This window comes from Rhodococcus sp. IEGM 1241 (genome assembly GCF_033142365.1).
In the GTDB taxonomy this organism is placed as follows: Bacteria; Actinomycetota; Actinomycetes; order Mycobacteriales; family Mycobacteriaceae; genus Rhodococcus_F; species Rhodococcus_F erythropolis.
The window spans coordinates 1-25344 of record NZ_JAWLSE010000011.1 but is presented as its reverse complement, the minus strand read 5'-3'; the positions used below and the strand labels follow the sequence as shown (position 1 = coordinate 25344).

Sequence of the window (25344 nt, the reverse complement as noted above, 5' to 3'; positions counted from 1 at the left end):
TACTAAAGGATTATTTTAAAATTCCCCATAGCGCAATGCGCCATCACATCCTGTCAGAGTTGGATCGACTTTCGACTGGATTATCAAAATTTGGGATACAATATAAAGAACTCTCATCCGCACTCGTGCCATCGTGCGATCCCAGCCGAAATGAAATAGTATACATTTTCAATGCCGATAAATTATCGGATCATTACAACTATATCGTGGCTGCACTTGAGAAAATTATCCCGGCCCTGGACGCAAAAAGTAACCACAGCTTCCTCGTTGGCGATCTTGTTCCCGGCCTCTCGATTGGTCAACTTTTAGACCTTTCTCAGAGAGCTGGCACTACCTGGATCCAAGCTCCTGAATACCACTCAGTCGCAGCTATCTACGCCAACAATCTTTCAAAAACACAACAAGAACGAATACATAATAATCTCGAGAACGATCTATCATACATGGGATTTGCGAATCTGAACCAAGATACAAACTTCCGAAGGGTTGTAGCAGGTCAGCTACGTAGCAGATATGTCAAATACCGCAAATCTTTCATTGCCCCCAGCGATCAAGAAATTGTCCAATCAGGTCACGATCAATCCCTTGGGGTAGATTTCGACACCCTTGGATATCGATGCGTCAATGTTCCATCTACACTGTACGACAAATTTCTCTGTTTTAAGATCGAGATCCCCGCAAATATTCTGGAAGACGATACCGATATACTAATATCGCTGAATAGCATTTCTGCGAATCCTATGCGTCTCAACGATCTAGAAATATTCATTTCAGAAGAAAAATTTCAGTATCTAGTCACTCAGAAACGCGGCCTACTAACCGCTGCTGGGATCAAAGCATCAAGATCGGAACATATTGCAGATCTTATAAAGAAGAGAATCGGCGGGAATTACATATACCGCATGAAGTTCAACCAGGACAATACAGTTCAATTTAGCATCGTCCTAAGCTTTGACCGAGAACATGGCGACCCGGTCCGCCTAAGCGCCGGATTGAAGTATTTCCCAAAGGAAGGGCGGCTCACTCTGGTTACTATCACGTGAATTGCAATAAATCTACGACTCGCGGAAAAGTTGTCTACCCATGACACGAATTCGGGGACGCCGTCGAATACAACTACGCAGGTCGGTTACTCGAAGTCCTCGCGCAACGGATGGATGCGTTTATTGGCCGCCGCACCCCTCGGAGGGGCCCGCCCAATCGTCAGTCAACTCGAACTAAGAAGACGGACGGTCGACCCACAGCGTCTGACTCAGCTCGTTCGCGGGAAGCGAGTTCACACCCAACGTCAACGCACTACTCCCACTCACGGATACCTTCATTGCAGTCAAAACCGACCGCGATGTCGGTAACAAGTTACTGCAGCTCGTGAGCGGTCGCAGCGCCGGACCTGCTTACCCGACAGTCAGGCTTCTCCGCTCAATCGACGGCGGTGAAACCCTTCGCCCGATCTTTGTCGGCCGAGGTCCACAGCGTCGTCGACAGTTCTGCCTTCACCAGCGGGATGACCTCCTCGGCAAAGCGGCGCAGAGTGTCCTTCTGCTGCTCGAAGTCGAGCACGTGATTGACCGACACCGATTGGAAATCGTGGCCGTAGCTCTGGTGGTAATCGATTATCTTCTCGGCGACCCTCTCCGAAGACCCGACCAACGCCGGCCCGCGGTCGACGGCTTCCTCGATGGTCCGGAAACTCGTCGACTTTCCGACGGCTTTGGGATCGTGCTTGCGTTTGTCGGCCTGCGCAACGGCGCCTTCGTAGATCGGACGGAACTCTTCGATGGCCTGTTCGGTCGTATCGGCGAGGAACAATCCACCCGAACCCGAGCCGACGTACGCCTTGGACGGGTCGTGCCCGTACGCCAGGTACTGCTCGCGATAGTGGTCGATCAGCACTTTGTAGTTCTCACGAGGCTGGAAGGCGTTGGCGGTGACGATGGGGTCGCCCCACTTGGCCGCGAGTTCGACGGCCTGGAACGAGGTAGCCGATCCATGCCAGATACGGAACGGGCCGTCGTAGGGACGCGGTAGCGTCGTCGCGTCCTCGAGCGATGGTCGGTGAGTCCCCACCCACTTGACGTTTTCCTCGCTGATCAGCAGTTTGAGGAGTTCGTAGTTCTCGGTGAGGTATTCGTACTGCTTGGCGATATCCAACCCGAGGAGCGGGTACTGAAGGACCTCGTTGCCCTTGCCGATCACGATCTCGAGGCGTCCCCGGCTCAGCTGATCGATGGTTCCGAAATCTTCGGCGACTCGAATCGGGTCCAGTAGCGACAGAACGGTGACACCAGTCGAGAGCAGGATTCTGTCTGTGGCCTGCGCAATTGCCCCCAAAACGACGGTTGGCGCCGACGAAAGAACCGGCCCGGCGTGGCGCTCACCCACCGAGAACGAATCGATACCCAGTTCTTCGGCGAGAACCGCCAGTTCGACGACGCGGTTGAGCCGATCGGACGGGGCAACTTCCTCGCCGGTCACTGGATGGGGTGGGTTGAAAATGATGTCCAGAACCTGAAAACGCATGACCCGTCTTTCTTGATAACCACACAGCACGCCTGTCCCTCGGAGGCTAGTGCGCGACTGCTCGACGGATCCGCCATCAGAGGATGTTCCCAACGCATTGACGTCGCGAAACACGCTATTCAGCAGGATCTTTCGCCTCAATGAGACCATTCAGTCGATAAAACTCTCACCGATCCGAAGTCGACCGAAAACATGCCGAACTCCCGCCAGGCAGGACCTGTGTCACCGACCAATCGAGCGCACGGTAAACATGAAGTACTAAGAGTGCGTTCCCTTATCGTTAAGAGGTACTTGATATGAACGGTGCGGCAGCCATCGGTGATGGCATATTTCAGATTCCTGTCCCAATCACGGACAACCCGCTCGGGCACACGCTCGTCTACGCCATGGAATCCCCCGGCGGACTGATCTTGGTCGACGCTGGTTGGGGTGACGACAACGGCTGGCAGGGCCTAAACGCAGGGCTCGCCGAGATCGGGCATTCGGTGACCGACATCGAGGGCGTCGTGGTCACGCACTTCCATCCGGACCACACTGGACTGTGCGGCCGGGTCCGCGAGGCATCTGGCGCCTGGATCGCGATGCACGAGGACGACCACTACCTGTTCGATCAGATGTCGACTGCACGCGACGACGAATGGATGGCCTACCAGCTCGAGAACATGGAACGCGCTGGGGCCCCCAAAGCCGACCGTGATGCATTCCGGCTTGCTGCCGCGGGCGAGTCTCCCGTGGGCCCCGAGTCGGCCCCCGACCGCCTTCTCGCGGACGACGAGATCATTGCACTCACCGGCCGCGGCCTCCGCGTTGTCTACACCCCCGGCCACACGCCTGGGCATGTCTGCTTCTACCTCGACGACGCCGACGTCATGTTCACCGGCGACCACGTCCTGCAGAAGACGACACCACACGTCGGCAACTTCGTGTACCCCCTCGACGAACGCGACGCCCTCGCCGATTTCCTCGACTCGCTCGCACGAGTGCAGAACATGAACATCACCCGCGGTCTCGGCGCTCACGGCATTCCGATCGACGACGTCGGAGGTCGCGCCGGCGAGTTGATCGAGCATCACCAGGAGCGACTCGATCATCTGCTCCAGGAGTTCGCCGACGACAAGCTCACCGTGTGGGACGTCGCGGCAAAGATGAAGTGGTACAAGCCGTGGGCCGAGATCTCCCCGATGGGAAAGACGATGGCGTTGTCCGAAGGTGCAGCTCACCTTCGCCATCTGGTTGCCCGAGAGCAGGTCTCTCAGGTTCCCGGCTCCGAGCCCGCGCTCTTCGCTCGCTCCGTCTGAAAGATCAGGGCCGACAAGCACTCCGCTCGTCGGCCCTGATCTCTATTCCGCTTCGGCCTGATCGACTATTCGGGTCGACGCCGATCGCGGGACCACCACCACCGGAACCGGTGAGTACCGCACGATCTTCGCTGCCCGACTGCCGAGGAAGACCCGGGCCAGTGGACCTGCCTTGCTCGAGCCGACTGTCAGAACGTCACCTCGATCCCACTCGACGCCCTCGAGCGCCTCGGCCCAGTTACGACCATGGCTGATAACCGATTCCATGACGTCGGGTATTTCGGGCAGTGCACGCACGCGCTCGAAGGCAGCGTTGGTCTCGCGCTCGACCACCTCGGCCCACTCGGAGATGATCGGTGAATCCCCCTCGGTCCCGAGTGTGGTCGTGTACTGCGCGTTTGCGCGAACTGCAAACGCCGCCAGTCTGAGTCCGGCATCGACACGCGCAGCCACGGTCGCGGCGGCGAGCACCAGATCGTCTTGATCGGGTGTGCCCGAGTATGCGGCGGTGACGCGGCGAACCACCTCACCGGGCTTGGTTCGAAATCCCCTCGGCGCCAGGGCGACCGGAACGTCGGAGCTGTGCAGCAAGCGTGAGGTGACACTGCCGAGAGCCACGTGACCGAACACCCCGGCCGTAGACGAATCCAGGACGATCATCTTGGCTTCGTGCTCGTGAACGAGATCGAGCAGGCCACTCGACGTCGACTGAGCCTCATGCACGACATAGGTTACGTCGACGTCGGAGGGCATGTCTGCCCGCGCTTTCGCCAGTGCCGCTTCGGCTTCGGCTCGCAACTGCTGGTGGTATTCGGCGTCGACACGCGCCATTCCGGGCGGTGGCGGCGAGGGAATCACCGCGCAGATCACCAACGGTTCACCGGACGAGCGTGCCAACAGCGTTGCCAGATGGACGGTTCCGGAACTGTCACCGTCGGGTGCGTATCCCGCGAGCAGCGTCATGAGTCGGACTCCGATCCCAATTCGGCGCGGTTCTTCGCACCGAGCCGCGAGTGCTTCATACCGTAGGCGAAGTACCAGATGATCGCGACGGTCACCCAGACGAGGAACACGTAGATCGTGACGGTTCGGAGGTCCTTGATGATCCACAGGCAACCCAGGATCGAGAGGATCGGCGTCACCGGATAGCCGGGAACTTTGAAGCTGCGCGGCAGGTCCGGGTCACTGCGCCGCAGGATGATGACCCCGATCGAGACAACGAGGAAGGCCACCAGGGTTCCGATACTGGTCATTTCGGCGAGAAAGTTGATCGGAATGAAACCGGCCAGAATGCTGATGACGACGCAGACGATGATGGTGTTGGGCACCGGCGTCAGAGTCCGCGGGTTCACCTTGTGGAAGATCGACGGAATCATGCCGTCGCGTGACATCGCGAACAGAATGCGGGTCTGACCGTAGATGACCACGAGCGTGACGCTGCAGATCGAGATCACCGCACCGGCGGCCAGAAGTGTTCCCGGCCAGGTAGATCCGGTCACCTGTTCGAGGATGGCGGACAGCCCGGCTTCCTGACCTTCGAACGATGCGGAATCCTGTGCACCGATCGCCACGGCGACAACGGCGATGTAGATCGCGGTGACGGACACGAGCGCAATGAGGATCGCGAGAGGGAGATTGCGACGAGGGTTCTTCACTTCTTCGCCGGCAGTGGACACAGCGTCGAGGCCGATGTACGAGAAGAAGATGATTCCGGCGGCGGACATGACGCCACTGAATCCGAACGGTGCGAAGTCGGCGAAGTGATTGCTGTTCCATCCGGCGATGCCGACCACGATGAAGAGCAACAGAATTGCGAGCTTGATCGAGACCATGATGGCGTTGGCCTTGGCCGATTCACTGGCGCCGCGGATGAGCAGAACACCGCACAGGCACACCAGGATCACTGCGGGCAGATTGATGATGCCGCCCTGCTCCGGCGCTTGTGACAGCGCGTCGGGGATCTGGAACCCGAAGAGGTTGCCAAGCAGCTGGTTCAAGTATTGCGACCATCCGACGGACACCGCCGCGGCCGAGACTCCGTACTCGAGAAGCAGACACGCGCCGACGGCCATGGCCGGAAGCTCTCCGAGCGTCGCGTAAGCGTAGGAATACGACGAGCCCGACGCCGGGACAGCTCCGGCCAACTCCGCGTAACAGATCGCCGTGAGTCCCGCGACGATACCGGCAACAACGAAGGAGATGATCACTGCCGGACCGGCGACCGGGACCGCCTGCGAGAGGACGAAGAAAATACCGGTGCCGATCGTGGCGCCGATGCCGAACATGGACAACTGCGCCAAACCGATACTGCGGGTCAGCTCACCGCCGTTGGTATCTGCGCCGGTCTCCTGGTCTATCTGCAAAGCCGGCTTGCGCCGAAGTACGTGTTTGACGAGAGTAGCCATCGACGCTCCTCTAGAGTGCCTGGTAGGAAACTGTTGTATCCTCATACTGCACGTAAGTGTCCTGCGACACAACAGTTGGAGCAAAGTTGTCCAGCTCACGCCAACTGTCCGGTCTGGAATGCCCGGATCGCGAACCGCCTTCGGAGAAAACGGGGAGATCATGACCGGACCGACTATCACCGTCGACCTGCGTCGTATCGAACAGAATGCGCGCGTCCTCGTCGAGGCGTCCAGCGCTCACGGTATATCGGTGGCCGGTGTCAGCAAATCTACGTGCGGATCCCCCAAAGTGGCACGAGCAATGGTCCGCGGCGGCGTCACGCAGATCGCCGACTCCCGCCTGGACAACCTGGCCCGCATTCGCCGCGACGGCATCACCGTTCCCCTGATGCTGATCCGCGCACCGTCGCTGAACGAGATCGACGACACGATCCGCTACGCGGACATCAGCCTCAACTCCGAGTTGACGACGATTGCTGCTCTGGGCAGAGCAGCACAAACGCGAGGAGTCGTCCACGACATCGTGCTGATGATCGACCTCGGAGATCTCCGCGAAGGGATCCTGCCGGCGGAGGCGTTGGACGTAGTCGCTGAAATCCTTCCCATCGAGGGCATCAGACTGATCGGAATCGGCGCGAACCTCGCCTGCGTCGGCGGCATCCAACCGACCGTCGACAACCTGTCGAATCTGGTCTACCTAGCCGACGAAATCACGAAGCGGTTCTCGATCGAACTGCCGATCGTTTCCGGCGGCAATACGTTCTCGCTGCCACTACTCGAGACGGGCACGATGCCCGAGGGGGTCAACCATCTGCGTTTGGGCGCCAGCATCGTTCTGGCCGAATCACCTACTCCCCCCGGACTGTACGAACTGCTGAACAACGATGCCTTCACTCTCACCGCGGACATCATCGAGGCCAAGGTCAAGCCGTCGCGGCCGTATGGAGTCTCAGGGGAAGACGCATTCGGCCGACGCCCCGTCTTCGACAACGAGGACAAGCCGAGCCGACGCCTGATCTTGTCCATCGGCCGCGAAGACATCTCGCCGGAAGGCTTGACCCCGATCGATCCGCGCCTGAAGGTGATCAGCGCCAGTAGCGATCACCTCCTCGTCGACGCCGGAGAAACAGGCGACGAATACCGACTGGGTGGCACCGTCGACTTCACGATCGATTACGGCGCGCTCTTGATGGCGATGACATCGCCCTACGTCGAAAAGCGCTACGTCCTGGGCACCGAACCGATCGATGCCAATGCGAGCGTCGAATTGATCGACCTCGAAACTACCGGGCTGGCAAGCCATCTCCTCGATCACGGTCTGCGCGAGGACATGTCCGGAATCGGTTTCAGCTGCATTCAAGGAGAGAACGCCGCCGCGGATCTCACGACGTTGCCGCTGTGGCTCACTGCCGAGGCCTGGCAGAACACCAGAATTCCGATCGCCACCGAACCCGGAACCGATTTGGGTGCAATCATTTTCGCCTCCCACGGCGATATCGAACAATTGCTGTCGTCAGCGGCGGATCTGCACGGCCCCAGTTTGGAGAACACCGTCTTGGTGGGCGTCAAGAACGCCACGGTCGATCACAAGCGCGCACTCGACGAGTACGGGGTATTGCTGGTGACGATCGACGAGATCGATCGCCATGGCATGGCGGCCTTGATGCCTCGCGTCCTCGCCGCGGCGGGCCAGGGTGTGAACGGCGTCCACGTCCATTTCGACATGGACATCATCGACGGGCGTGTTCTCGGCGTCGACGACACGACGCATCTGGGCGGCCTCACATTCCGAGAAGCGCACCTCGCCGCCGAATTCATCAGCGAGACCGGCCTGACGAGATCGATTTCGATCGGCAGCGTCGCGGCAGCGGCTTCCGATCCCCTCGGACGGCAAGCGACCTTCGTCGACGGACTGGTTGCATCGCTGCTCGGGCGCAAGGTGGTCAAAACCTGACGTTGTCGGCAGCCCTTGCGAGAATCGTTCGATGATCACGCGGAGCTCCGGTCAGCACGTATTCATCGCACTCGGCACGCCGTGGCTCGATGCCGTGGTCGCGTTTCTCGAACCCCGTGCCCGTGTCGATCCCTGGATCATGCGCGGAAAGATGGCCATCGGCGACCTGTTGATCACTGTTCTCGACACCACTCCTCGCACGCTGCTCTGCATCGAGACCGTGGCTGCGCCCTTCGACGGCACGTCGCGGATGGAAGTCGATGAACGCCCGTACGAACTCCACGGTTTGCCCACCGTTCCCGAACTCGAACAACGATGGTCCATCACGTTTCCCACGGATCCTGGGCCGGTCGACGACGCACTGGCCGACCGGATTCTCACGGCCGGCCAGTCGCACTACGCGCACTACTTCGGCGACATCGACACGCTGGATCCGACGTCCACAGCTGCCCACGCCCGAACGTTGATGAACGAGCGGGGAAACTGCACAGGTTGCAGCGCACCGATGCCGTTGCGAAAGTTCAACAGCAGCGATCGCCTTCACTTTCATTCCGCATCACGGATCTTCAGGCAGGCTGAACCTGGTGACGACTACCCAGCCGTCCTGTGCCGCAAATGCACCGGAAGGATGGCCACGTCCGGGCACACCAACTTCATCGACTACATGCTGGCGAAAAATCCACCGTGCCCAGAGTGCGGTGCACACAGAACCGCTCAGTGTTCCCCGGGGATGCCGGTCCATCCATTCGATCACCTACCGTGGCTCGCCGGAACAGGCTGCGTCGTGGGACCGGACACCCCGGAATGGACGTGCCGAGCATGCAATCACTCATGGGGACAGATGTTCCCGCCGGATCACCCACAGCACGACTGATCAGTTCGCGGCGAAGCCGGGAAGCCGATCGATGTCCGCGATGATCGAATACTCCGCGGCGTCACCCTGGAGGATTCGACTCTGCTCGCCGCGGACGTCGACGGGGACGTCGCCGGCCAATGTCACCCGGTGCACACTGCGGGCCTGAGTCCCGTAGTCGGCGATACCGTAATGCTGAGTCGCCTGGTTGTCCCAGATCGCCAGGTCGCCGGCCGACCAGTTCCATCGAACAGTGTTTTCCAACTTGATGATTCGTGCCTGCAGGATCTGGTAAAGAGCGACCGACTCCGACGGCTTGAGCCCGACGAACTCCTTGAAGAAGTGACCGAGCAGGAGGGTCTTCTCCCCCGTCGCCGGATGGATACGCACCACCGGGTGTTCGGTCTCGTAGATCTCACGGGTGAATTCGGCGTAGTAGGCCTGGCGCTGCGCGTCTACCGGTTTCGCCTGATCGACAACCTCGGCATAGTCGTAGGCATTGGTGTGAACGGCCCGCAAATTCTCGACCAAGACCTTGAGCGAAGGCGGCAGTTGGTCGTACGCAGCGGTCGTCGACGCCCACGTCGTCGCTCCGCCGTACTCGGGAATGGTCGTCGCTCGCAGAATCGAGGCTTTCGGAATGCGGTCGACAAACGTCACGTCCGTGTGCCAACTGTTGGCGGCTCGGTCGAGCACCAACAGCTTGTCGCCCCTGGACTTCACCGTCGGATGCGGGGTGGTCTGGGTGCCGAGGGTTCCGGCGAATTCGTACTGCGACGTGTCGTCGAGATGATGCTGCCCACGGAAGAACACAACCTTGTGCGCTGCCAGCGCATAGTTGATCGCGTAGGCGGTCTCTTCGGACAAGTCCCCGGAGAGATGGACGCCGTCGATGCGGGCGCCGATCAGTTCGCCTACTTTGTGGACGGTGATTCCGCCGGCAGCGTAGATCTGCTCCGGGGTCTGGGTGACACGTTCGAGTTCGGTGACGGACATGGCGATCTCCTGTGAGTCGGTCAAGCCTACGGGCGCGGCAGTCGTCATGGCGCTGCCTACTGTGAACACTCAATCATTTACGCTGCGGGCTCGAATACGGTTGAACTCGAGGTGATCTCAAAGTTCGCCGCTCCCTCGCCGGAGAATATTGCCGCTCACTGGGACGAGGCCGTCGTCGTTGTCGTCATGAGCTGTAGCGTGCGATCTGCCGCACCCACGTCTACGGAGGACAGCATGCAACCCGAGGGCCCTGCCGAACAGATTCGTTCAACGCTCGCTCGCATCGCCCATCTTGCCGATACCGGCTCGGTCGAGGATTACGTGGAGCAGTTCACCCGCGAGGCCGAATGGAACATGCCCGCCAATCCCGATCGCGGTATCCCCGCACAGGTACGACGTGGCCGTGAAGAAATTGCTGCTGGAGTTCGCGAGCGTCGCGCGGCCGGCATTCAAGGGCCTGGCACGTTCACACGTCACGTCACCACGGCGATCGCCGTGGACGTGATGTCGGAAACTACAGCCCGCGCGGATGCGGTGTGGACGTTCTACGTCGACACGACCACAACTCCCAAGCTCAGTGGCGTCGGGAGCTACGCCGACGAGTTCGAGCTCGAAGATGGGCGGTGGCGACTGTCGCGACGAGTGATCTCGCGCGGCTGACGTTCAGTCTTCTTCGCCGGTGATCGCCTCACACCAGTCTTCGACCTGATCGATCCCCTCTTCCGTCCATTCCGGGCTCATGTCTTCCAGTGCATCGAAGACCACCTCGCAGGTCAGCATCTCCGGTGAACCCTCCGACCCCGCCGTCTCGGCGCCTTCAGCAGAAGCTGTGGCAACTGGGCCGGCGGCCAGCGCAACAGCCATCGCGCCTGTTCCGACCATCGCTTTCACACGCATCGGTTCTCCTCCTTCGCTCTCGCTTCGGTCCTCGGGGTACCCGACTCGCCCCGCCCTACCCATCGCCGTCACTCATGTCCGACTTTCGGCGCCGACGGCATAGACTGAGCTCGTCGCCACCACGCTCTCGCAGCGTCGGGGGCGACAGATACACAGCTGGATCAGAATCGGAAGGCATCCCATTACAGAATCTCCCGCTCCGCACGACATCTACTTCGTACCCCCGGAGCAGGACAGCCCCAATCCCGTGGAACCGGCGTCGGCCGCGTCACGCGCACGGATGGGCGAGCTACCCGAGACCGTCCGATTCAAGAATCGTTTTGCCCTCGCGATCACGACCACCACGCCGCTCGAAGCGATGGTCGAAGATCTCCTCTTCATCCGCGACATCCTCGACGCCGCAGGAATCGAGTATCTACTCGTCCGCGGAAACGACGAGCGCCCCGTGATCGCGGTGAGCTGGACCGAGCGCAAAAACCTGCGGCAGGCACTTGTCGAGGGTTGCGCCAACGCACCCTTCTATTCCAAAACCGTCGACGCGAAGAAGAGCCCAGCGCTCCTTGTCGCGGACGGTGCCCTGTCGAAAACCAACAAGTCACGGATCTTCCGCTTGTTCCGTCCGCGGGTTCACGTCGCAAGCGGCATGAACTACGGCGCGAACATCGGCGTTCAAATCGAATTGTGGTCGATTTCCGACGAAGAAATCGTCCTACCCGTCGAGAACTCACTGACACGACGAACCGTCCTCCCCGAAGAAGCTGTCCGAGGAACCGTCGAGCGATTCGGCCGGATCTGGCCGACTATCGAGAACATGTTCGCCGATCATGCCTCCGATATCAGCTTCGATATCGATCTGGTCTTTTCCTGGGTCGACGGCTCTTCCAAGGAGTTTCAGGCTCAGCGCGCCAAGCGCATGCAGAACTACATCGTCGGAGAGGGCGACGAATCAGAAGCGCGCTTCCGTCAGATCGACGAGCTCAAATACGCGCTTCGATCCATCCACATGTACGCGCCGTGGATCCGGCGGATCTTCGTCGCAACCGATTCCGATCGTCCGGACTGGCTTGCCGACGATCCGCGAGTCACGTTCATGCCCAGCGAAAAGTTCTTCGCCGATCCAAGTGTGTTGCCCACCCACAATTCTCAAGCTGTCGAGTGCCAGCTGCACCATATTCCGGGTCTGGCAGAGCATTTCCTCTACTCCAATGACGACATGTTCTTCGGTCGCCCCGTCGGCCCGGACATGTTCTTCTCCCCCGGTGGGATCAGCATGTTCATCGAGGCCGACACCAGAATCGGATTGGGACACAACGACAACGACCGCAGCGGGTTCGAGAATGCGGCCCGCGTCAACCGCCGTCTGCTGCAGGACCGCTTCGGTCTGATGACCACCAGACATCTGGAGCACGCAGCGACGCCACTACGCAAGAGCGTGATGGCCGAGATGGAACGCGAGTTCGCCGAAGACTTCGCGGCCACTGCAGCAAGCACCTTCCGCGCGAGTTCCAATATCTCGGTGACCAATTCGCTGTATCACTACTACACACTGATGAGTGGACGGTCGGTGGTACAGAAGTCCGCCGCCGTCAAGTATGTCGATACGACGGTCAAAGCCGGGTTGCGCGACATGGACTCACTGCTCGCCAAGCGCTCCATGGACTTCTTCTGCCTCAACGACGGCAGCGCTCCGGAGATCGATCTGGAACTTCGCACACGCAAGATCACGGAGTTTCTGGAGAGCTACTACCCCATCCCGGCGCCCTGGGAAGCCTAGACAAAACAAGGGCCCAGCTGATTTCGGCTGGGCCCTTGCTAATTCGGTCGATCAGCGTGCTGTCACATGCTCCCGTTGCACCGGAATGGGCAGACCGAGATTGTCACGCAACGTCGTTCCTTCGTAGTCACTGCGGAGAACACCTCGATCCTGCAGCAGCGGCACCACGTCGTCGACGAACTCGTCGAGGCCGGTCGGCACAAGGTGCGACCCGAGGATGAACCCATCCGAACCGTCGTTGCTGACAAACGAATCTATTTTCTCGGCAACCTGCTGCGGTGTACCGACGATCGGTCCACGCTCGAACTGATCGATCACCACTTCGCGCAGATTCAACTTCTTGCTCTCGGCCACCGCGCGAAGTTTTGCGACGGTCGCGAAACGATCTTGGTGAATGAAGGCGCGGCCCTGGATGATCGGCGGAGCCTCGGGATCCGGAGCGATGTCGGGTAGTGGTCCTTCGGGGTCGTACTTCGACAGATCGAGATTCCAGATCTGTTCGAGCAGAACCAAAGCGGTCTGGCCGGTGACCTGCTGGTCGCGAATCTCTCGGTATTTCTCGATCGCATCTGCCTCCGAGGTGCCGAGAACAAAACTCGCCGACGGCAGGATCTTGATGTCACCCGGGTCACGTCCGGCCGCGACGGCACGTGCTTTGATATCGCGATAGAAATCGGCCGCCTCGGGCAACTGACCGTACGGTGAGAAGATCGCGTCGGCATTGCCGGCAGCAAAATCGCGCCCCTGCGGCGACACCCCGGCCTGCAGAATAACCGGGCGCCCTTGCGGGCTACGCGGCACTGTGAATCGGCCGTTCACGTCGAAATGCGATCCATGAAAAGCGAATTCACCGGCATCCGGTCTCGCGAGAAAGCGCCCTGATGCCTTGTCGGCCACGATGTCGTCGCTTCGCCACGAATCCCACAGTTCACGCACCAGCGCTACGGTCTCCTCCGCACGCTCGTATCGTTGCGCACGGTCGAGGTATCCGCCGCGGCGAAAGTTCTGGCCGGTGAATGCGTCGAACGAGGTGACGACGTTCCAGGCGGCACGCCCTCCGGACAACTGATCGAGCGTCGCGAATTGGCGGGCCAGTTCGTAAGGCTCGTTGAACGTGGCGTTGATGGTGCCGGCCAATCCGAGGTGTTCGGTTACTGCCGCCAACGATGCAAGGACCGTGAAGGTGTCCGGCCTACCGATGATGTCTTGGTCGAAAATCTGTCCCGCACGCTCACGAAGGGCGAGGCCTTCGGCGAGGAAGAAGAAATCGAACTTCCCACGCTCGGCGGTTCGAGCGGTGTGCTCGAAAGAATCGAACTCTATCTGGCTGCCGGCCTGCGGATCCCACCACGCAGTGTGATGGTTGACGCCGCCGAGGTAGGCACCCAGGATGACCTGCTTACGCTTCTGAGAACTCATGAGAATCTATTCCTCGTCTGTCAGGCGGCCGGAGTGCCGGCGGCGTAGCGGTTGGGAACGTCGAGGGGTAGGCCAAGGAGTCCGCGAAGATTCGTCTGCGGAAATTCGGTGCGGAATACGTTGCGTCGCTGCAATTCAGGCACCAGCTCACCGGCGATGGCGTCGAGGTCGTCCACGACGACGCCCGGCCGCAACCGGAAGCCGTCGATTCCCAACTGCTGCCACCGGAGCAGGAGATCCGCCAACTCAGCAGCAGAGCCGGTGAAGGTCATTGCATCCGAACGGTATTCGGTGCCGGCCTGCGCGTCAAGGCGAGCGAGCCGTTCCTTTCCGGTTTCTTCCGGCGTATCGAAGAAGACGACGATGTCGGTGAAGACCCGAAGAGGTTCGCCGGTGCGCTGCACGTGTTCTTCGGCTGCTCGCACTTCACCCAGGATTGCCGTGATCTGCTCGTCGTCGGACGGCGTCACGAACACCAGATCGGCCGTCCGCGCCGCCAGCTCGTACGCGATCCGCTGATGTGCCAACGCGGTAACGACGGGATGCCCCTGCGGCGGGCGCGGTGTCACCGACGGTCCACGGACCGAGAGGTACTTTCCCTCGAAGTCGATGTAGTGCAACTTGTCTCGGTCGATGAACCGGCGCTGCTCCACGTCGCGGATCTCGGCGCCGTCCTCCCAGCTGTCCCAGAGTCGCCGGATTACGTCAGCCGCCTCCGCAGCTTCGTCGAACAGGTCGCGCACGAAGTCCGGGAGGACGCCTGAAACGATCGACTGACGGTCGGCATCGGTGAGCGCGGGGATGTCGCGACGCCCGAACTGTGCTGCCTCGGATTCCGACGCCGAAACCTTCACCTGCCATCCGGCGCGACCGCGCGAGGTGTAATCCAGCGTGGCAACGGCTTTGGACACGTGAAACGGCTCGGTGTGAATGGTGGTGATGGTCGGGATCAAGCCGATGTTGCTCGTGATCGGTGCCAGTCGGGCGGCCACGAGATGTGCGTCGAGCCGAGCGCGCACCCGATCAACCGCGTCGTCGACGGGCTCGAGTGGGTTGGCCGGCACCGAGAGACTGTCCTCGATGGTGACGAAATCGAGCAGACCACGCTCGGCGGTCGTCACCACGTCAGTCCAATACGACGCGCTGAACAGCTCACTCGGGCCCGAGTGTGGCTCTCGCCAGGCTGCAGGGTGCCAACCGGCACCGTCCAGCGCTACGGCGAGATGCAACGGAGCAAGATGAGAAGAGGGGGTGGAGGTCATCGGCGCATACTCCTGTTCGAGAACTACTCGGGAGCGCACAGTGCCGACCGCAGAAACCGTCAGCACCCACTGACGGTTCTCGTGGCGACTGCCGCTTGCGACACGCACCGCGCGTATCGCCAGGTGTGATTCCGGGGCACCCCATCGGCATGAAGGGTTGCCGTCCAGCTAGCCGGTCCTTGTTGCTGGAGCTCTGCACCTACCTCGACGGTAGTGAGTATGCGACAGCCCGGCAATCACCCAGAACTGCGCCGGGGTGCCGGAAACCGCCTGCCACCTCAGATGATCGAGCGTGCCGCCTTTTCGCTCTCGAGGATTCGAATACCGGCAGCGCTGAGCCTCCGGGCTCCCTCGGGCGCGTCGACAGGCTCACCGACCGTCACGTGCGCGCCGAGTGGAACGACCGAATGAACAATTGTCTCGTCGTAGACGTGCACCAGGTTGCACCCCTGAGCCCCGTCACGACCACGCTGACCACCGACTTCCACGTTCAAGTCCTGGGTGTAACACGTCGACGACGCCACGGACACCGGAATGCCGGCGAACGTCGCCGTCGTCGAATAGTGCAGATGCCCAGCAAGAATCGCCCGGACGTCGCTGCCACGCAAGACGTCTGCCAACCGGGACTGATCGCGCAACTCCACCAGAACCGCGAGATCCTGAATGCACGGAACCGGCGGATGATGCAGCGCCAGAATTGTTCCGTCGGGCGCGGGCACCGCCAATTCTGAGCGTAGCCAATCCAATTGACGATCCGAGATCTCACCGTAGTGGTGACCGGGAACCGACGAATCCAGGATGATCACCCGCAGTCCGTCAAGGTCGTAGACGTTGTCGACGGGATGATCGGTGGCGTCCTCGCCCAACAGCAGAGACCTGAAAGTAGAGCGGTCGTCGTGGTTGCCCATCGCCCAGATGACCTGCGCATCGATCTCGGCCGCCACGGGTTCCACGATGGCTTTCAATTCCGCGTATGCGTCGGGGTGTCCCTGGTCGGTCAGGTCGCCGGTGAATATCAGTGCATCCGGGCGTGCGCCCGAGGCCACGATCCCGCTGAGCACTTCCCGCAATCTCGTCGACGCATCCACGGCGTCGTACAACTCCCCCTGAGCCACCAGATGCGTGTCACTGAGGTGCACCAGGAAATGCTTCGGACGCGGGTACTCGGCATTCCGAACGCTCATCGGTCTCTCGCTTCCGCTTGCCGACGCTTAGGCGCCGGTGCGGCACCTACTGATCGTCGAGACTAGTCAACCGACCAACAGTGACTGATCGGGGCACGCCCGACGAACACGAAGCGAACTCCCGCGGCGACCCTCGGGATCGAGTAGTTGAAGCTGCGAGTAGTGTGTGGACAGTGTTGTTCCTGACCAGTCGGCGTTACGTCGACCTTCGCCTGCAGGCGAGCGCAATGTGTACGCGCTCGCTCTGACCTGACGCGTACCAGGAAACATTTCTTCGAATCTGCCCGGCCTCTGGTGCCGCGCTGCGTTTCGCTCCCTTGATTTTCGAAAGGCATAGTCATGCCCAGCTCCACCTCCACCGGCGTGCCGGAAAAGTCCACGTCCCGTTTTCCGTCCTGGGCGACGGCATTCGGACCGCAGATCGTCGCCGGTCTCGTACTCGGCGTCATCATCGGTCTCGTCGCCCGGGCAATGCCTGATGCAGCCGACGGCAACGTCAACTGGTTGGTCGGCACCGTACAGACCATCGGTTCGAGTTACGTCAAGCTGCTCACCGTTGCGGTGATCCCGCTGGTGTTCACCGCCATTGTCAGCTCCATCGCCAACCTGCGCCAGGTCGCCAATGCAGCTCGCCTGGCCGTGCAGACCTTGCTCTGGTTCGCGATCACCGCTTTCATTGCTGTGATCATCGGCATCATCGTCGGCCTGATCACCGATCCCGGTTCACGGACCGACGTCGCCGCCGAAGCAGCGAAGGAACCCAAGAGTTCCGGCTCGTGGTGGGCATTCATCACCGGACTGGTTCCGAACAACTTCCTGGGGCTGGGCGCAAAGACTTCCGTCGCCGAAGGCGTGGCGACTACATCGCTGAGCTTCAACGTCCTGCAGCTGCTCGTCATCGCCGGCGCAATCGGCATTGCTGCACTCAAGATCGGTCCCAAGGCTGCGCCGTTCCTCGAGTTCAACGCTTCGCTGCTCGCGATCGTCCAGAAGGTCCTGTGGTGGATCATCCGCCTCGCCCCGATCGGCACCGCCGCGCTGATCGCCAACGCTGTCGCCACCTACGGCTGGGATGCGATCGGCTCGCTGGGCGTCTTCACCGCCGCCATCTACATCGGTCTGGCCATTGTCTTCTTCGTGGTCTACCCGATCCTGATTGCCGCACACGGTCTCTCGGTTCGAAGCTTCTTCTCCGGTGTCTGGCCCGCGACTCAGCTCGGATTCGTCTCGCGCTCGTCGATCGGCACCCTGCCGCTGACCGAACGCGTCACCGAACGCAACCTCGGCGTTCCTCGTGAGTACGCCTCGTTCGCAGTTCCGCTCGGTGCCACCACGAAGATGGACGGTTGCGCCGCAATCTATCCCGCGATCGCGGCAATCTTCGTCGCCGGCTTCTACGACGTTCCGCTGACCTTCACCGATTACCTGCTGATCGTCGTCGTTTCGGTCATCGGCTCGGCAGCAACGGCCGGAACTACGGGTGCGACAGTCATGCTCACACTCACACTCTCCACCCTGGGTCTTCCCCTGGCCGGCGTCGGACTGCTCCTCGCAGTCGAACCGATCGTCGACATGGGCCGTACCGCAGTCAACGTCACCGGCCAGGCTCTGGTTCCGGTCATCGTCGCAAAGCGTGAGGGCATTCTCGACAAGGAACGCTTCGACGCTCCCCGCAACGGTGATCCCTTCGCCGAGGAACTTGTCGACGCGTAACCCTCGATGACTACAGCAGCGTCCCCGCACCCGAGCAACACGGTGCGGGGACGCTGCTTTTCGACCGGAACTGCACAGACTGTTGTCGACCGTCAGACGCCCAATGCCCGGGACAGAGTCGGCCACGCCTTGGGCAGTCGTTCACGCCAATATGCCCACGCGTGTGTGCCGTTCGGCTCGTAATCCACCTGCGCCGGAATCTTCAGCTCCTGCAAACGTGCGTCGAACATCTTGGTGCAGGCGTGCGCAGCAACCTCGATGCCGCCGCCGATCACCAGACGCTCGAGTAGTTCCGGAGTCTGCAGCGTCTCGTCAGATCCGGGACGACCATTTGCCGTCGACACGTAGATTTCCTTGCCACGCAATTTCTCTGCGTTGATCAACGAATCGTGTGCCTCCCACTCCGGACCCCCTGGCACACCCCAGATATTGGCCGGATCTCCGCTTCGAGAAGAAATCGTGGCCTGCACGGCAGTTCGGCCGAGCGGATCCATCGTGGAATAACAGCCGCTGAACACGGCAACGCCGCGATACATGTCCGGAAAGCGTTGGGCGAGCATCATTGCACCCATTGCGCCCATGGAATTGCCGGCAATCGCGTTGATTCCGTTGGTCTTGAGTCGCGCGTCGATCAGCGGTGGCAACTCCTCGGTGATGAAGGTTTCCCACTTGTGCAGTCCCAGCCGCGGATCCGGATTCTCCCAGTCCGAGTACAGGCTCGCGATTCCGCCATTGAGCATCACGACGTTGACGTTCTTGTCGGCGAAGAACGCCGGGGCGCCGCCGATCGTCATCCATCCGCTGCTCTTCTCTCCGGCGTCGACGCCCTCGAGCATGTACAGCGCCGGGCGCGGAACCGAATTGTCCGCGGGTAGCAAGATCTCGACGCCGACCTCGCGTCGAAGTGCAGGCGACGCCACCGTCAGCCTGACTGCCTGCGGTGCGGTCACCTTCTCGCCGACGATGGCCGGGACGACGATGTCGTCGCGCAGCTCCGGCTTGGGGCCCGGATCCTCCTGAAGCGGTCCTGGGATCGTCGACCCCGAACTCACGCTGCCCTCGACGCTGCCCAGACTTCCCGAGCTTCCCGAGCTCCCGGAACTCGGCGCTGCCGTCGACAGTCCGCCCAACTGCAAAGAAAGTGCACAAACGGCCAAACACACCGCACCTGTGCGCGCAGATCGGATCCACGCACGCCGCTCAGTCCTCATGAAACTCCCAAACCAGTCAAAGATGTTTCCGTGAACATACCGTGCAGTTCGGACTTTCTTGGACAAACGACCACGACAAGATCTGTCGGTCGCCGCTACTAGGCTGGCCCCCGTGCAACCGGATTCAGTCAGGGCCCTCGACCTCGACCGAATTCGCGCTGTCGTGGGCACAACCACCTACGAACGCGGACTTACCTACCTGCGGCAGAATGCAGTCGAATCCATCGCATGGAACGACACCGCTGACACCTTGACCGGCGCTGTATCGGGAACTGCGCGAGAGCCGTACACCTGCACGATTTCGGTAAGTCGCAGCGCGGCCGGTAAAGCAACGTTCACGCGTGGCCTCTGCACGTGTCCCGTGCGGATGAACTGCAAGCACGTAGTCGCGTTGGTGCTCGCAGCGGTGGCCGAGGCGAACAAGACTCCACAACACCTCGGATGGGACAGCACGCTCGAGGAGTTGCTCCGACCAGACCCGGCCGGCCGCACTACACGTGGACTTGGCATTCAATTCACCACCCGAACCAAGGGCGCATCGACAAGGCTCATCGTCAAACCCGTACAACCAGGAGCGAGAGGGTGGATCTCCGGCGGGCTCGCCTGGAACAAGCTCGGAAGCACTTTTCAGTTCCCCGCGGATCACCTCCGGGTTCTACGCGACATACATCTCCTCCACAGCGCCGGCAATTACTACAGAAACCAAAATGCCGCGGAAATCGATCTTGCCGGGTTCGCGAGCCCGCAACTCTGGTCTCTTCTTCGTGAGGCGATCAGCGTGGGCGTTTCACTCGTTCACTCGAAGGCCGGCCTCGGCCACATCTCCCTACTCGACGATGCCAGCATCTGCCTCGACGTCCACGGAGCGGAAGACAACAACCTCCGCCTGACGCCCCGAATTCAGGCCGGTGGGCACATCGTGACTCATTCCGACTGGGGACTGGTCGGCACGCCGGCACATGGCGTCTTCGCGCTCGACGCCGCCAACGCGATCACTCTCGCACCACTGCACACGCCGATAACTCACCAATTGAGGCAGTTGATCGACTCCGGAAAATCGGTCGACATACCCGCCGAGCATCGGGATACATTCACTTCGCGGTTCGTGTTCAAACTCGGAAACCTCGCTCCCGTCATATCTTCCGACGGCGCCTACAACCCACCGACTGTGTCCGGTCCTCGGCTACAACTGATGGCCACTTACGCGGACAACCACCGCATCGACATCGAATCGGCATGGAAGTACACCGTCGATGCCGACGAACTGATCATTTCTACCGCAGACACAACCACCGACGAGTCCGAGATCCGCAACCACGTTGCCGAAGATGCCATTGCCAAGAGCCTCGGTGCGGCCGCGGCGAAGGCCACTCTCGCGGGAACGTTGACCGGCCTCGATTCCATGCAGTTCACACTCGACCTCCTCCCCCAACTCGACGCGAACGACGACGTCGACCTCACCGTCGTGGGCACTCCCGCCGACTATCGGCCCGCAGACGACGCTGTCGTGATCGGCCTCAGCACGTCAGCCCCCGACGGGAACAGCGGATCCGACTGGTTCGACCTCGACGTCACCGTCGACGTTGCGGGACAAAGCGTTCCGTTCACCACGCTGTTCTCCGCCCTGAGCAAGGGTGAGACTCACATACTGCTGCCGGACGGCGCCTTCTTCCGACTCGACGCACCTGACCTTCTCGGTCTACACCGACTCATCACCGAAGCGCGGTCGTTGCTCGATCGACCAACCGGCAAACTCGCGATCAGCAAATTTCAGGCCGGGCTGTGGGAAGAATTGACGGCGCTCGGAAGAGTCGAACATCAAGCAGCAGCATGGAAGAAGCAGATCGCAGGATTGCTCGGCAGTTCGGGCATCGATCCCGTCGAAGTCCCGGACACGTTGACGGCAACGCTACGTCCCTATCAGGTCGACGGATTCCGCTGGCTCAACTTCCTCCGGCAGCACAGCCTGGGCGGCATACTCGCCGACGACATGGGCCTGGGCAAGACCCTGCAAACTCTCGCAATGATCTGCACTGCACGGCAATCGAATCCAGCGGCGCCGCCCTTTCTGATCGTTGCTCCCACCAGCGTGGTCTCCAATTGGAAATCCGAGGTGGCCAAGTTTGCACCAACCCTCCACACCGCTGTCATCACGGATACTCTGCGGCGCAGAAGAACCGACCTGGCAACACTCGTCGACGGGGCGGACATCGTCGTGACGTCGTACGCTCTCTTTCGCCTCGACACCGATGCGTATTCGGCGGGCGTCTGGTCCGGACTGGTACTCGACGAAGCCCAATTCGCCAAGAACCACAAGTCCAAGGTCCGCAAGTGTGCGACGGCAGTGAACGCACCGTTCAAACTCGCGATCACCGGCACTCCCATGGAAAACAATCTCATGGAGTTGTGGTCGCTCCTCGCGATCACTGCACCAGGACTGTTCCCCAGTCCCACCACCTTCACCGACGTCTACCGCAACCCCATCGAAAAGGAAGGCGACACAGAGCGATTGGCGCAACTTCGGCGGCGCGTCAAACCGCTGATGGTTCGGCGCACCAAGGAACAGGTGGCTGCAGACTTGCCGCCGAAGCAGGAACAGATACTCGAGATCGAGTTGCATCCGAGCCATCGCGCGATCTACGACACCCACCTGCAACGCGAACGGCAGAAGATTCTCGGACTGCTCGACGACGTCGACAAGAACCGATTCACGATCCTGCAATCGCTGACGGTGCTACGCCAACTCAGTCTCGACGTCTCGCTGGTCGACGAGGAAAGCGGACCTGTCCCCTCAGCCAAGGTCGACGCTCTCGTCGAGCAATTGGACGACGTCATTGCGGGCGGACACCGTGCGTTGATCTTCAGCCAATTCACCGGGTTCCTCGGTTCTATCCGCAAACGACTCGAAGCGGAAAAAATTCCGTACAGCTATCTCGACGGTTCGACGCGCAATCGCGGTGAAGTGTTGGAGGAGTTCAAGTCTGGCGTAGCCCCCGTATTCCTGATCAGCCTCAAGGCTGGTGGCTTCGGCCTCAACCTCACCGAGGCCGACTACTGCTTCATTCTCGACCCTTGGTGGAACCCGGCCGCCGAGGCACAAGCGGTCGATCGCACTCACCGCATCGGGCAGACACGAAACGTCATGGTCTACCGTCTCATTGCCAAAGACACGATCGAAGAGAAGGTCATGGCGCTCAAAGCCAAGAAGTCGGCATTGTTCTCGAATGTCATGGACGCCGAAGGGACACTCGGCACCGGACTCGACGCCGAGGATCTTCGCGTGCTGTTCGAGTGAGGTAGCTATTCGGTCGAACCGCACCTACCCGCTCACGGTAATGTGAGTCGAGAACGGACAACACAGAACTCCCGAACGAAGAAATCCACTTCGTTCGAACGAGAGGAACCTGAATGGGCGTCACACTTGCCAAGGGCGGCAACGTATCTCTGTCGAAAGCCGCACCCAACCTCACCAAGGTCGCAGTCGGTCTCGGCTGGGATGCACGCAGCACCAGTGGTGCCGACTTCGACCTCGACGCCAGCGCGTTGGTCACCGGCCCGGAACGCAAGGTTCTTTCCGACCTGCACTTCGTCTTCTACAACAACCTTCGCTCGCCCGACGGATCCATCGAGCACACCGGCGACAACCTCACCGGTGAAGGTGACGGCGACGACGAAGTCATCAACGTCGACCTCCCGGCTGTACCGCCCAACGTCACCAACATCTTCTTCCCCGTCTCGATTCACGACGCCGATGCCCGACTCCAGTCCTTCGGGCAGGTCACCAACGCCTACATCCGCGTCGTAGATCTGTCGAATGGATCCGAGCTGGCACGATACGACCTCTCGGAAGACGCTTCCACCGAGACCGCCATGCTTTTCGGTGAGCTCTACCGCCACAACGGCGAGTGGAAGTTCCGCGCAGTCGGACAGGGCTACGCATCCGGACTCGCCGGCATCGCCCGCGACTACGGCGTCAACATCTGATCTCTACCAGGACACGAAACGGGGTTCGATTCGGCATTGCCGGATCGAACCCCGTTTCGGTTGTCTGCATCGAACGCGCGAGTTTAACGCTGCAGGATCGCCCTCGCGAGGTGAGCTGCCCAGGGAGAGTCCGCTTTGGTGCCGAACTTCCCCAGCTCGTACCCCGTAGCGCCGATCAAACCGAGTACCTCTACGGTGCTCCCGGACGTGTCACGTTTGGAAGTCTGAGCGCCGGACATGAGGATGCTTGACGACCGAATCGACTCCAGTGCTCCCGCGACGAAGCGATGACGATCTGCCGGCGACAAACCAGCGGCTACGGCGAGGAGGACAAGAAGTTCCACTGCTCGCTGCGAGCCGCCCGGCGCAACCGGAACGCTGTCGACGATCACCGACCACATGATTGATGCGTCCCGCTGCGCTGACTGTCCCCGCTTCGTCAGCACAATCTGCCCTTTGTGCTTTCGCACCAGGCCAAACCTCTTGAGTACTGCGAAGAGTGATCGCCCCTTGGGAAGGTTGACAGGACCTAGTTCGGGTTCGTCGAGCATCGCGTCGACCGTCGTGAAGAAGTCATCAGCGTCGACCCCTTCGACACCGATCAGCGTCAAGACCGCTTGAAGGCGTTGGCCCGCCTCGACGTGGACCAACTCTCCGATTGCCGACTCATCGTCAATGCCGGCTCGAGCGAGGACCGCGTGCAGTTCCGGGACTCGCGAGGGTTCCAGGCATTCGACGAGCATTGCGATGTCGTACGGCGCAACGATCTCGTCCGGTTGAGGTATATGAAGTCGATTGTTGACCTCAGCGATCTCGAATCGTGTCGGCTCGAATTCGGTTTGCGGCCATTCGAGGGTCCATTCGTGGGAGCGCAACTTCTCCGAAGCGAGGACACCGAGGAGCTGCTCGTACTCGTCAGGCCCGACGCATTCCTCCGGCGGACACGCACCGCGACCCGCGGCACACACAATTTGGAATCCGTCGGGCAGTACTTCCGAAGATTCAAGTGTCAGCGTGTGACTCCAGTTTCCGAAGCGTCCGTAGCGATATCTAAGTTCATCGCCGGGCGAGACCATGACCTCGTCCAGACGTACCGCAGACTCTACGATCGCCACTCGTCCGGCGAGGCGCTGCTCGGCGTTGCTTCCGGAAGCTACATACTCTTCGACCTCGCCGGGAAATCGGGTTCCTGACTTGGACCACGCGTGCGAATGACGGTCACTCCACCCCATTGCCCGTTGAACCACCGAATGCAGGTCACCCAGATTCAAATCCGACGCGACGAGAATTCGTCGCCAGATCTGAGTGGATACATCGTCGACGCTGATACGTATCGCGTATTGCGCCGGTACCGCGCGCCTCTTCGAACGTAACGATCGCGCAATCTGAATGCCCCCACGCACTCCGCCAGCTTCTTGTACAAACCTTTGCAGTTCTTCAGGTTCCGTCGGAACGAGTCGCAAATGCGACACCCGCGAGCTGCTCAACCCCACCATGACACTCAGCCTAGGCCAAAGTACTAGGGACAAAGGCACAAAATCGGAGAGTACTTCGCACCTATGAGAGGGTTCACAATCTGTACCTTGGCTAACCAGTCGCTACGTGCGTCGGCGCTGGCATCTTCCTCACCCAATTCCTGCCCTGATGGTGCCCTGATCGTGCGAACGGTACGTTCGGTCGATCTGAGGCGACGAAAGTGTCGTTTCGCTCGATCCCGGACGCGGTGGTCAGTCGGCGGCGTGCCCGCCCCTTGATCGTGCGAACGGTACGTTCGGTCGATCTGAGGCGACGAACGTGCCGTTCGCTCGATCCGGGGGGTGCCGGCGGCGGGATGTTTCGGGGTGTTTTGGGTACGAGAAAGCCCCCCAACCATC

Annotated in this window: 19 protein-coding genes and 1 riboswitch; of the genes, 9 read left to right on the top strand and 10 right to left on the bottom strand. The window is 60.7% G+C overall.

All coding sequences use genetic code 11. The features are described 5' to 3' along the window. Positions 1-206: 206 nt before the first annotated feature. Positions 207-1043, top strand: a complete 837-nt coding sequence (locus R4P70_RS29015) for a hypothetical protein (protein ID WP_317833080.1) — start codon at positions 207-209, stop codon at positions 1041-1043. Between the two features lie 376 nt (positions 1044-1419). Here R4P70_RS29015 and R4P70_RS29010 read toward each other — a convergent pair whose 3' ends face one another. Then, the gene (locus R4P70_RS29010) at positions 1420-2520 is read right to left on the bottom strand and encodes an LLM class flavin-dependent oxidoreductase (protein ID WP_020908395.1); all 1101 of its coding nucleotides are present in this window, start codon (positions 2518-2520) and stop codon (positions 1420-1422) included. A 296-nt stretch (positions 2521-2816) separates the two neighbouring features. Here R4P70_RS29010 and R4P70_RS29005 point away from each other — a divergent pair, with 296 nt between their 5' ends. Beyond that, positions 2817-3818 (top strand): MBL fold metallo-hydrolase, encoded by a 1002-nt coding sequence (locus R4P70_RS29005; RefSeq protein ID WP_020970145.1) that lies wholly within the window; start codon positions 2817-2819, stop codon positions 3816-3818. A gap of 42 nt (positions 3819-3860) precedes the next feature. On the opposite strand, the gene R4P70_RS29000 is transcribed toward R4P70_RS29005, so the two are convergent. Together R4P70_RS29000 and R4P70_RS28995 are read right to left on the bottom strand one after the other, a co-directional pair. Then, positions 3861-4781 carry a universal stress protein gene (locus R4P70_RS29000; protein ID WP_003940649.1) on the bottom strand — a complete coding sequence of 307 codons (921 nt, stop codon included), beginning with the start codon at positions 4779-4781 and terminating at the stop codon, positions 3861-3863. After that, positions 4778-6223 (bottom strand): amino acid permease, encoded by a 1446-nt coding sequence (locus tag R4P70_RS28995; protein WP_047889245.1) that lies wholly within the window; start codon positions 6221-6223, stop codon positions 4778-4780. Before R4P70_RS28995 ends, R4P70_RS29000 begins: the two co-directional genes overlap by 4 nt. 160 nt (positions 6224-6383) lie before the next feature. Between R4P70_RS28995 and R4P70_RS28990 the strand changes: the two genes are divergently transcribed. Both R4P70_RS28990 and R4P70_RS28985 read left to right on the top strand, forming a co-directional pair. Continuing rightward, positions 6384-8177, top strand: a complete 1794-nt coding sequence (locus R4P70_RS28990) for an alanine racemase (protein WP_317833075.1) — start codon at positions 6384-6386, stop codon at positions 8175-8177. A gap of 31 nt (positions 8178-8208) precedes the next feature. Next, on the top strand, positions 8209-9051 hold the full coding sequence (locus R4P70_RS28985; protein ID WP_317833073.1) for a hypothetical protein: 843 nt from the start codon (positions 8209-8211) through the stop codon (positions 9049-9051). Here R4P70_RS28985 and R4P70_RS28980 read toward each other — a convergent pair whose 3' ends face one another. Then, entirely contained in the window at positions 9052-10026 is a 975-nt protein-coding gene (locus R4P70_RS28980) for a TauD/TfdA family dioxygenase (RefSeq protein ID WP_317833071.1), read from the bottom strand. Positions 10027-10137: 111 nt separating this feature from the next. Between R4P70_RS28980 and R4P70_RS28975 the strand changes: the two genes are divergently transcribed. Then, entirely contained in the window at positions 10138-10686 is a 549-nt protein-coding gene (locus tag R4P70_RS28975) for a nuclear transport factor 2 family protein (RefSeq protein ID WP_317833069.1), read from the top strand. 3 nt (positions 10687-10689) lie between these two features. Here R4P70_RS28975 and R4P70_RS28970 read toward each other — a convergent pair whose 3' ends face one another. Then, positions 10690-10923, bottom strand: a complete 234-nt coding sequence (locus R4P70_RS28970) for a hypothetical protein (protein WP_024488025.1) — start codon at positions 10921-10923, stop codon at positions 10690-10692. 280 nt (positions 10924-11203) lie between these two features. Between R4P70_RS28970 and R4P70_RS28965 the strand changes: the two genes are divergently transcribed. After that, positions 11204-12697 carry a stealth family protein gene (locus R4P70_RS28965; protein ID WP_020970156.1) on the top strand — a complete coding sequence of 498 codons (1494 nt, stop codon included), beginning with the start codon at positions 11204-11206 and terminating at the stop codon, positions 12695-12697. A 51-nt stretch (positions 12698-12748) separates the two neighbouring features. On the opposite strand, the gene R4P70_RS28960 is transcribed toward R4P70_RS28965, so the two are convergent. The 3 genes from R4P70_RS28960 to R4P70_RS28950 all read right to left on the bottom strand — a co-directional run bounded on the left by R4P70_RS28960 (position 12749) and on the right by R4P70_RS28950 (position 16562). Further along, positions 12749-14116, bottom strand: a complete 1368-nt coding sequence (locus tag R4P70_RS28960) for an NtaA/DmoA family FMN-dependent monooxygenase (RefSeq protein ID WP_007729254.1) — start codon at positions 14114-14116, stop codon at positions 12749-12751. A gap of 20 nt (positions 14117-14136) precedes the next feature. Continuing rightward, entirely contained in the window at positions 14137-15378 is a 1242-nt protein-coding gene (locus tag R4P70_RS28955; protein WP_317833064.1) for an LLM class flavin-dependent oxidoreductase, read from the bottom strand. Positions 15379-15464: 86 nt separating this feature from the next. Continuing rightward, a riboswitch (SAM riboswitch) is annotated at positions 15465-15578 on the bottom strand. Positions 15579-15656: 78 nt separating this feature from the next. Then, positions 15657-16562, bottom strand: a complete 906-nt coding sequence (locus tag R4P70_RS28950; RefSeq protein ID WP_317833062.1) for a phosphodiesterase — start codon at positions 16560-16562, stop codon at positions 15657-15659. A 339-nt stretch (positions 16563-16901) separates the two neighbouring features. On the opposite strand from R4P70_RS28950, the gene R4P70_RS28945 reads away from it, so the two are divergent. Next, positions 16902-18275: a dicarboxylate/amino acid:cation symporter gene (locus R4P70_RS28945; RefSeq protein WP_003940669.1), complete on the top strand. Its 1374-nt coding sequence runs from the start codon at positions 16902-16904 to the stop codon at positions 18273-18275. A 92-nt stretch (positions 18276-18367) separates the two neighbouring features. Here R4P70_RS28945 and R4P70_RS28940 read toward each other — a convergent pair whose 3' ends face one another. Beyond that, complete coding sequence (locus tag R4P70_RS28940; protein ID WP_019749282.1) at positions 18368-19486, bottom strand: alpha/beta hydrolase; 1119 nt, start codon at positions 19484-19486, stop codon at positions 18368-18370. 112 nt (positions 19487-19598) lie between these two features. Between R4P70_RS28940 and R4P70_RS28935 the strand changes: the two genes are divergently transcribed. Together R4P70_RS28935 and R4P70_RS28930 are read left to right on the top strand one after the other, a co-directional pair. Then, complete coding sequence (locus tag R4P70_RS28935; RefSeq protein ID WP_317833059.1) at positions 19599-22781, top strand: DEAD/DEAH box helicase; 3183 nt, start codon at positions 19599-19601, stop codon at positions 22779-22781. 113 nt (positions 22782-22894) lie between these two features. Then, the gene (locus tag R4P70_RS28930; RefSeq protein WP_003940660.1) at positions 22895-23470 is read left to right on the top strand and encodes a TerD family protein; all 576 of its coding nucleotides are present in this window, start codon (positions 22895-22897) and stop codon (positions 23468-23470) included. Between the two features lie 83 nt (positions 23471-23553). Here R4P70_RS28930 and R4P70_RS28925 read toward each other — a convergent pair whose 3' ends face one another. Continuing rightward, the gene (locus R4P70_RS28925; protein ID WP_317833057.1) at positions 23554-24873 is read right to left on the bottom strand and encodes a plasmid pRiA4b ORF-3 family protein; all 1320 of its coding nucleotides are present in this window, start codon (positions 24871-24873) and stop codon (positions 23554-23556) included. Positions 24874-25344: the final 471 nt, after the last annotated feature.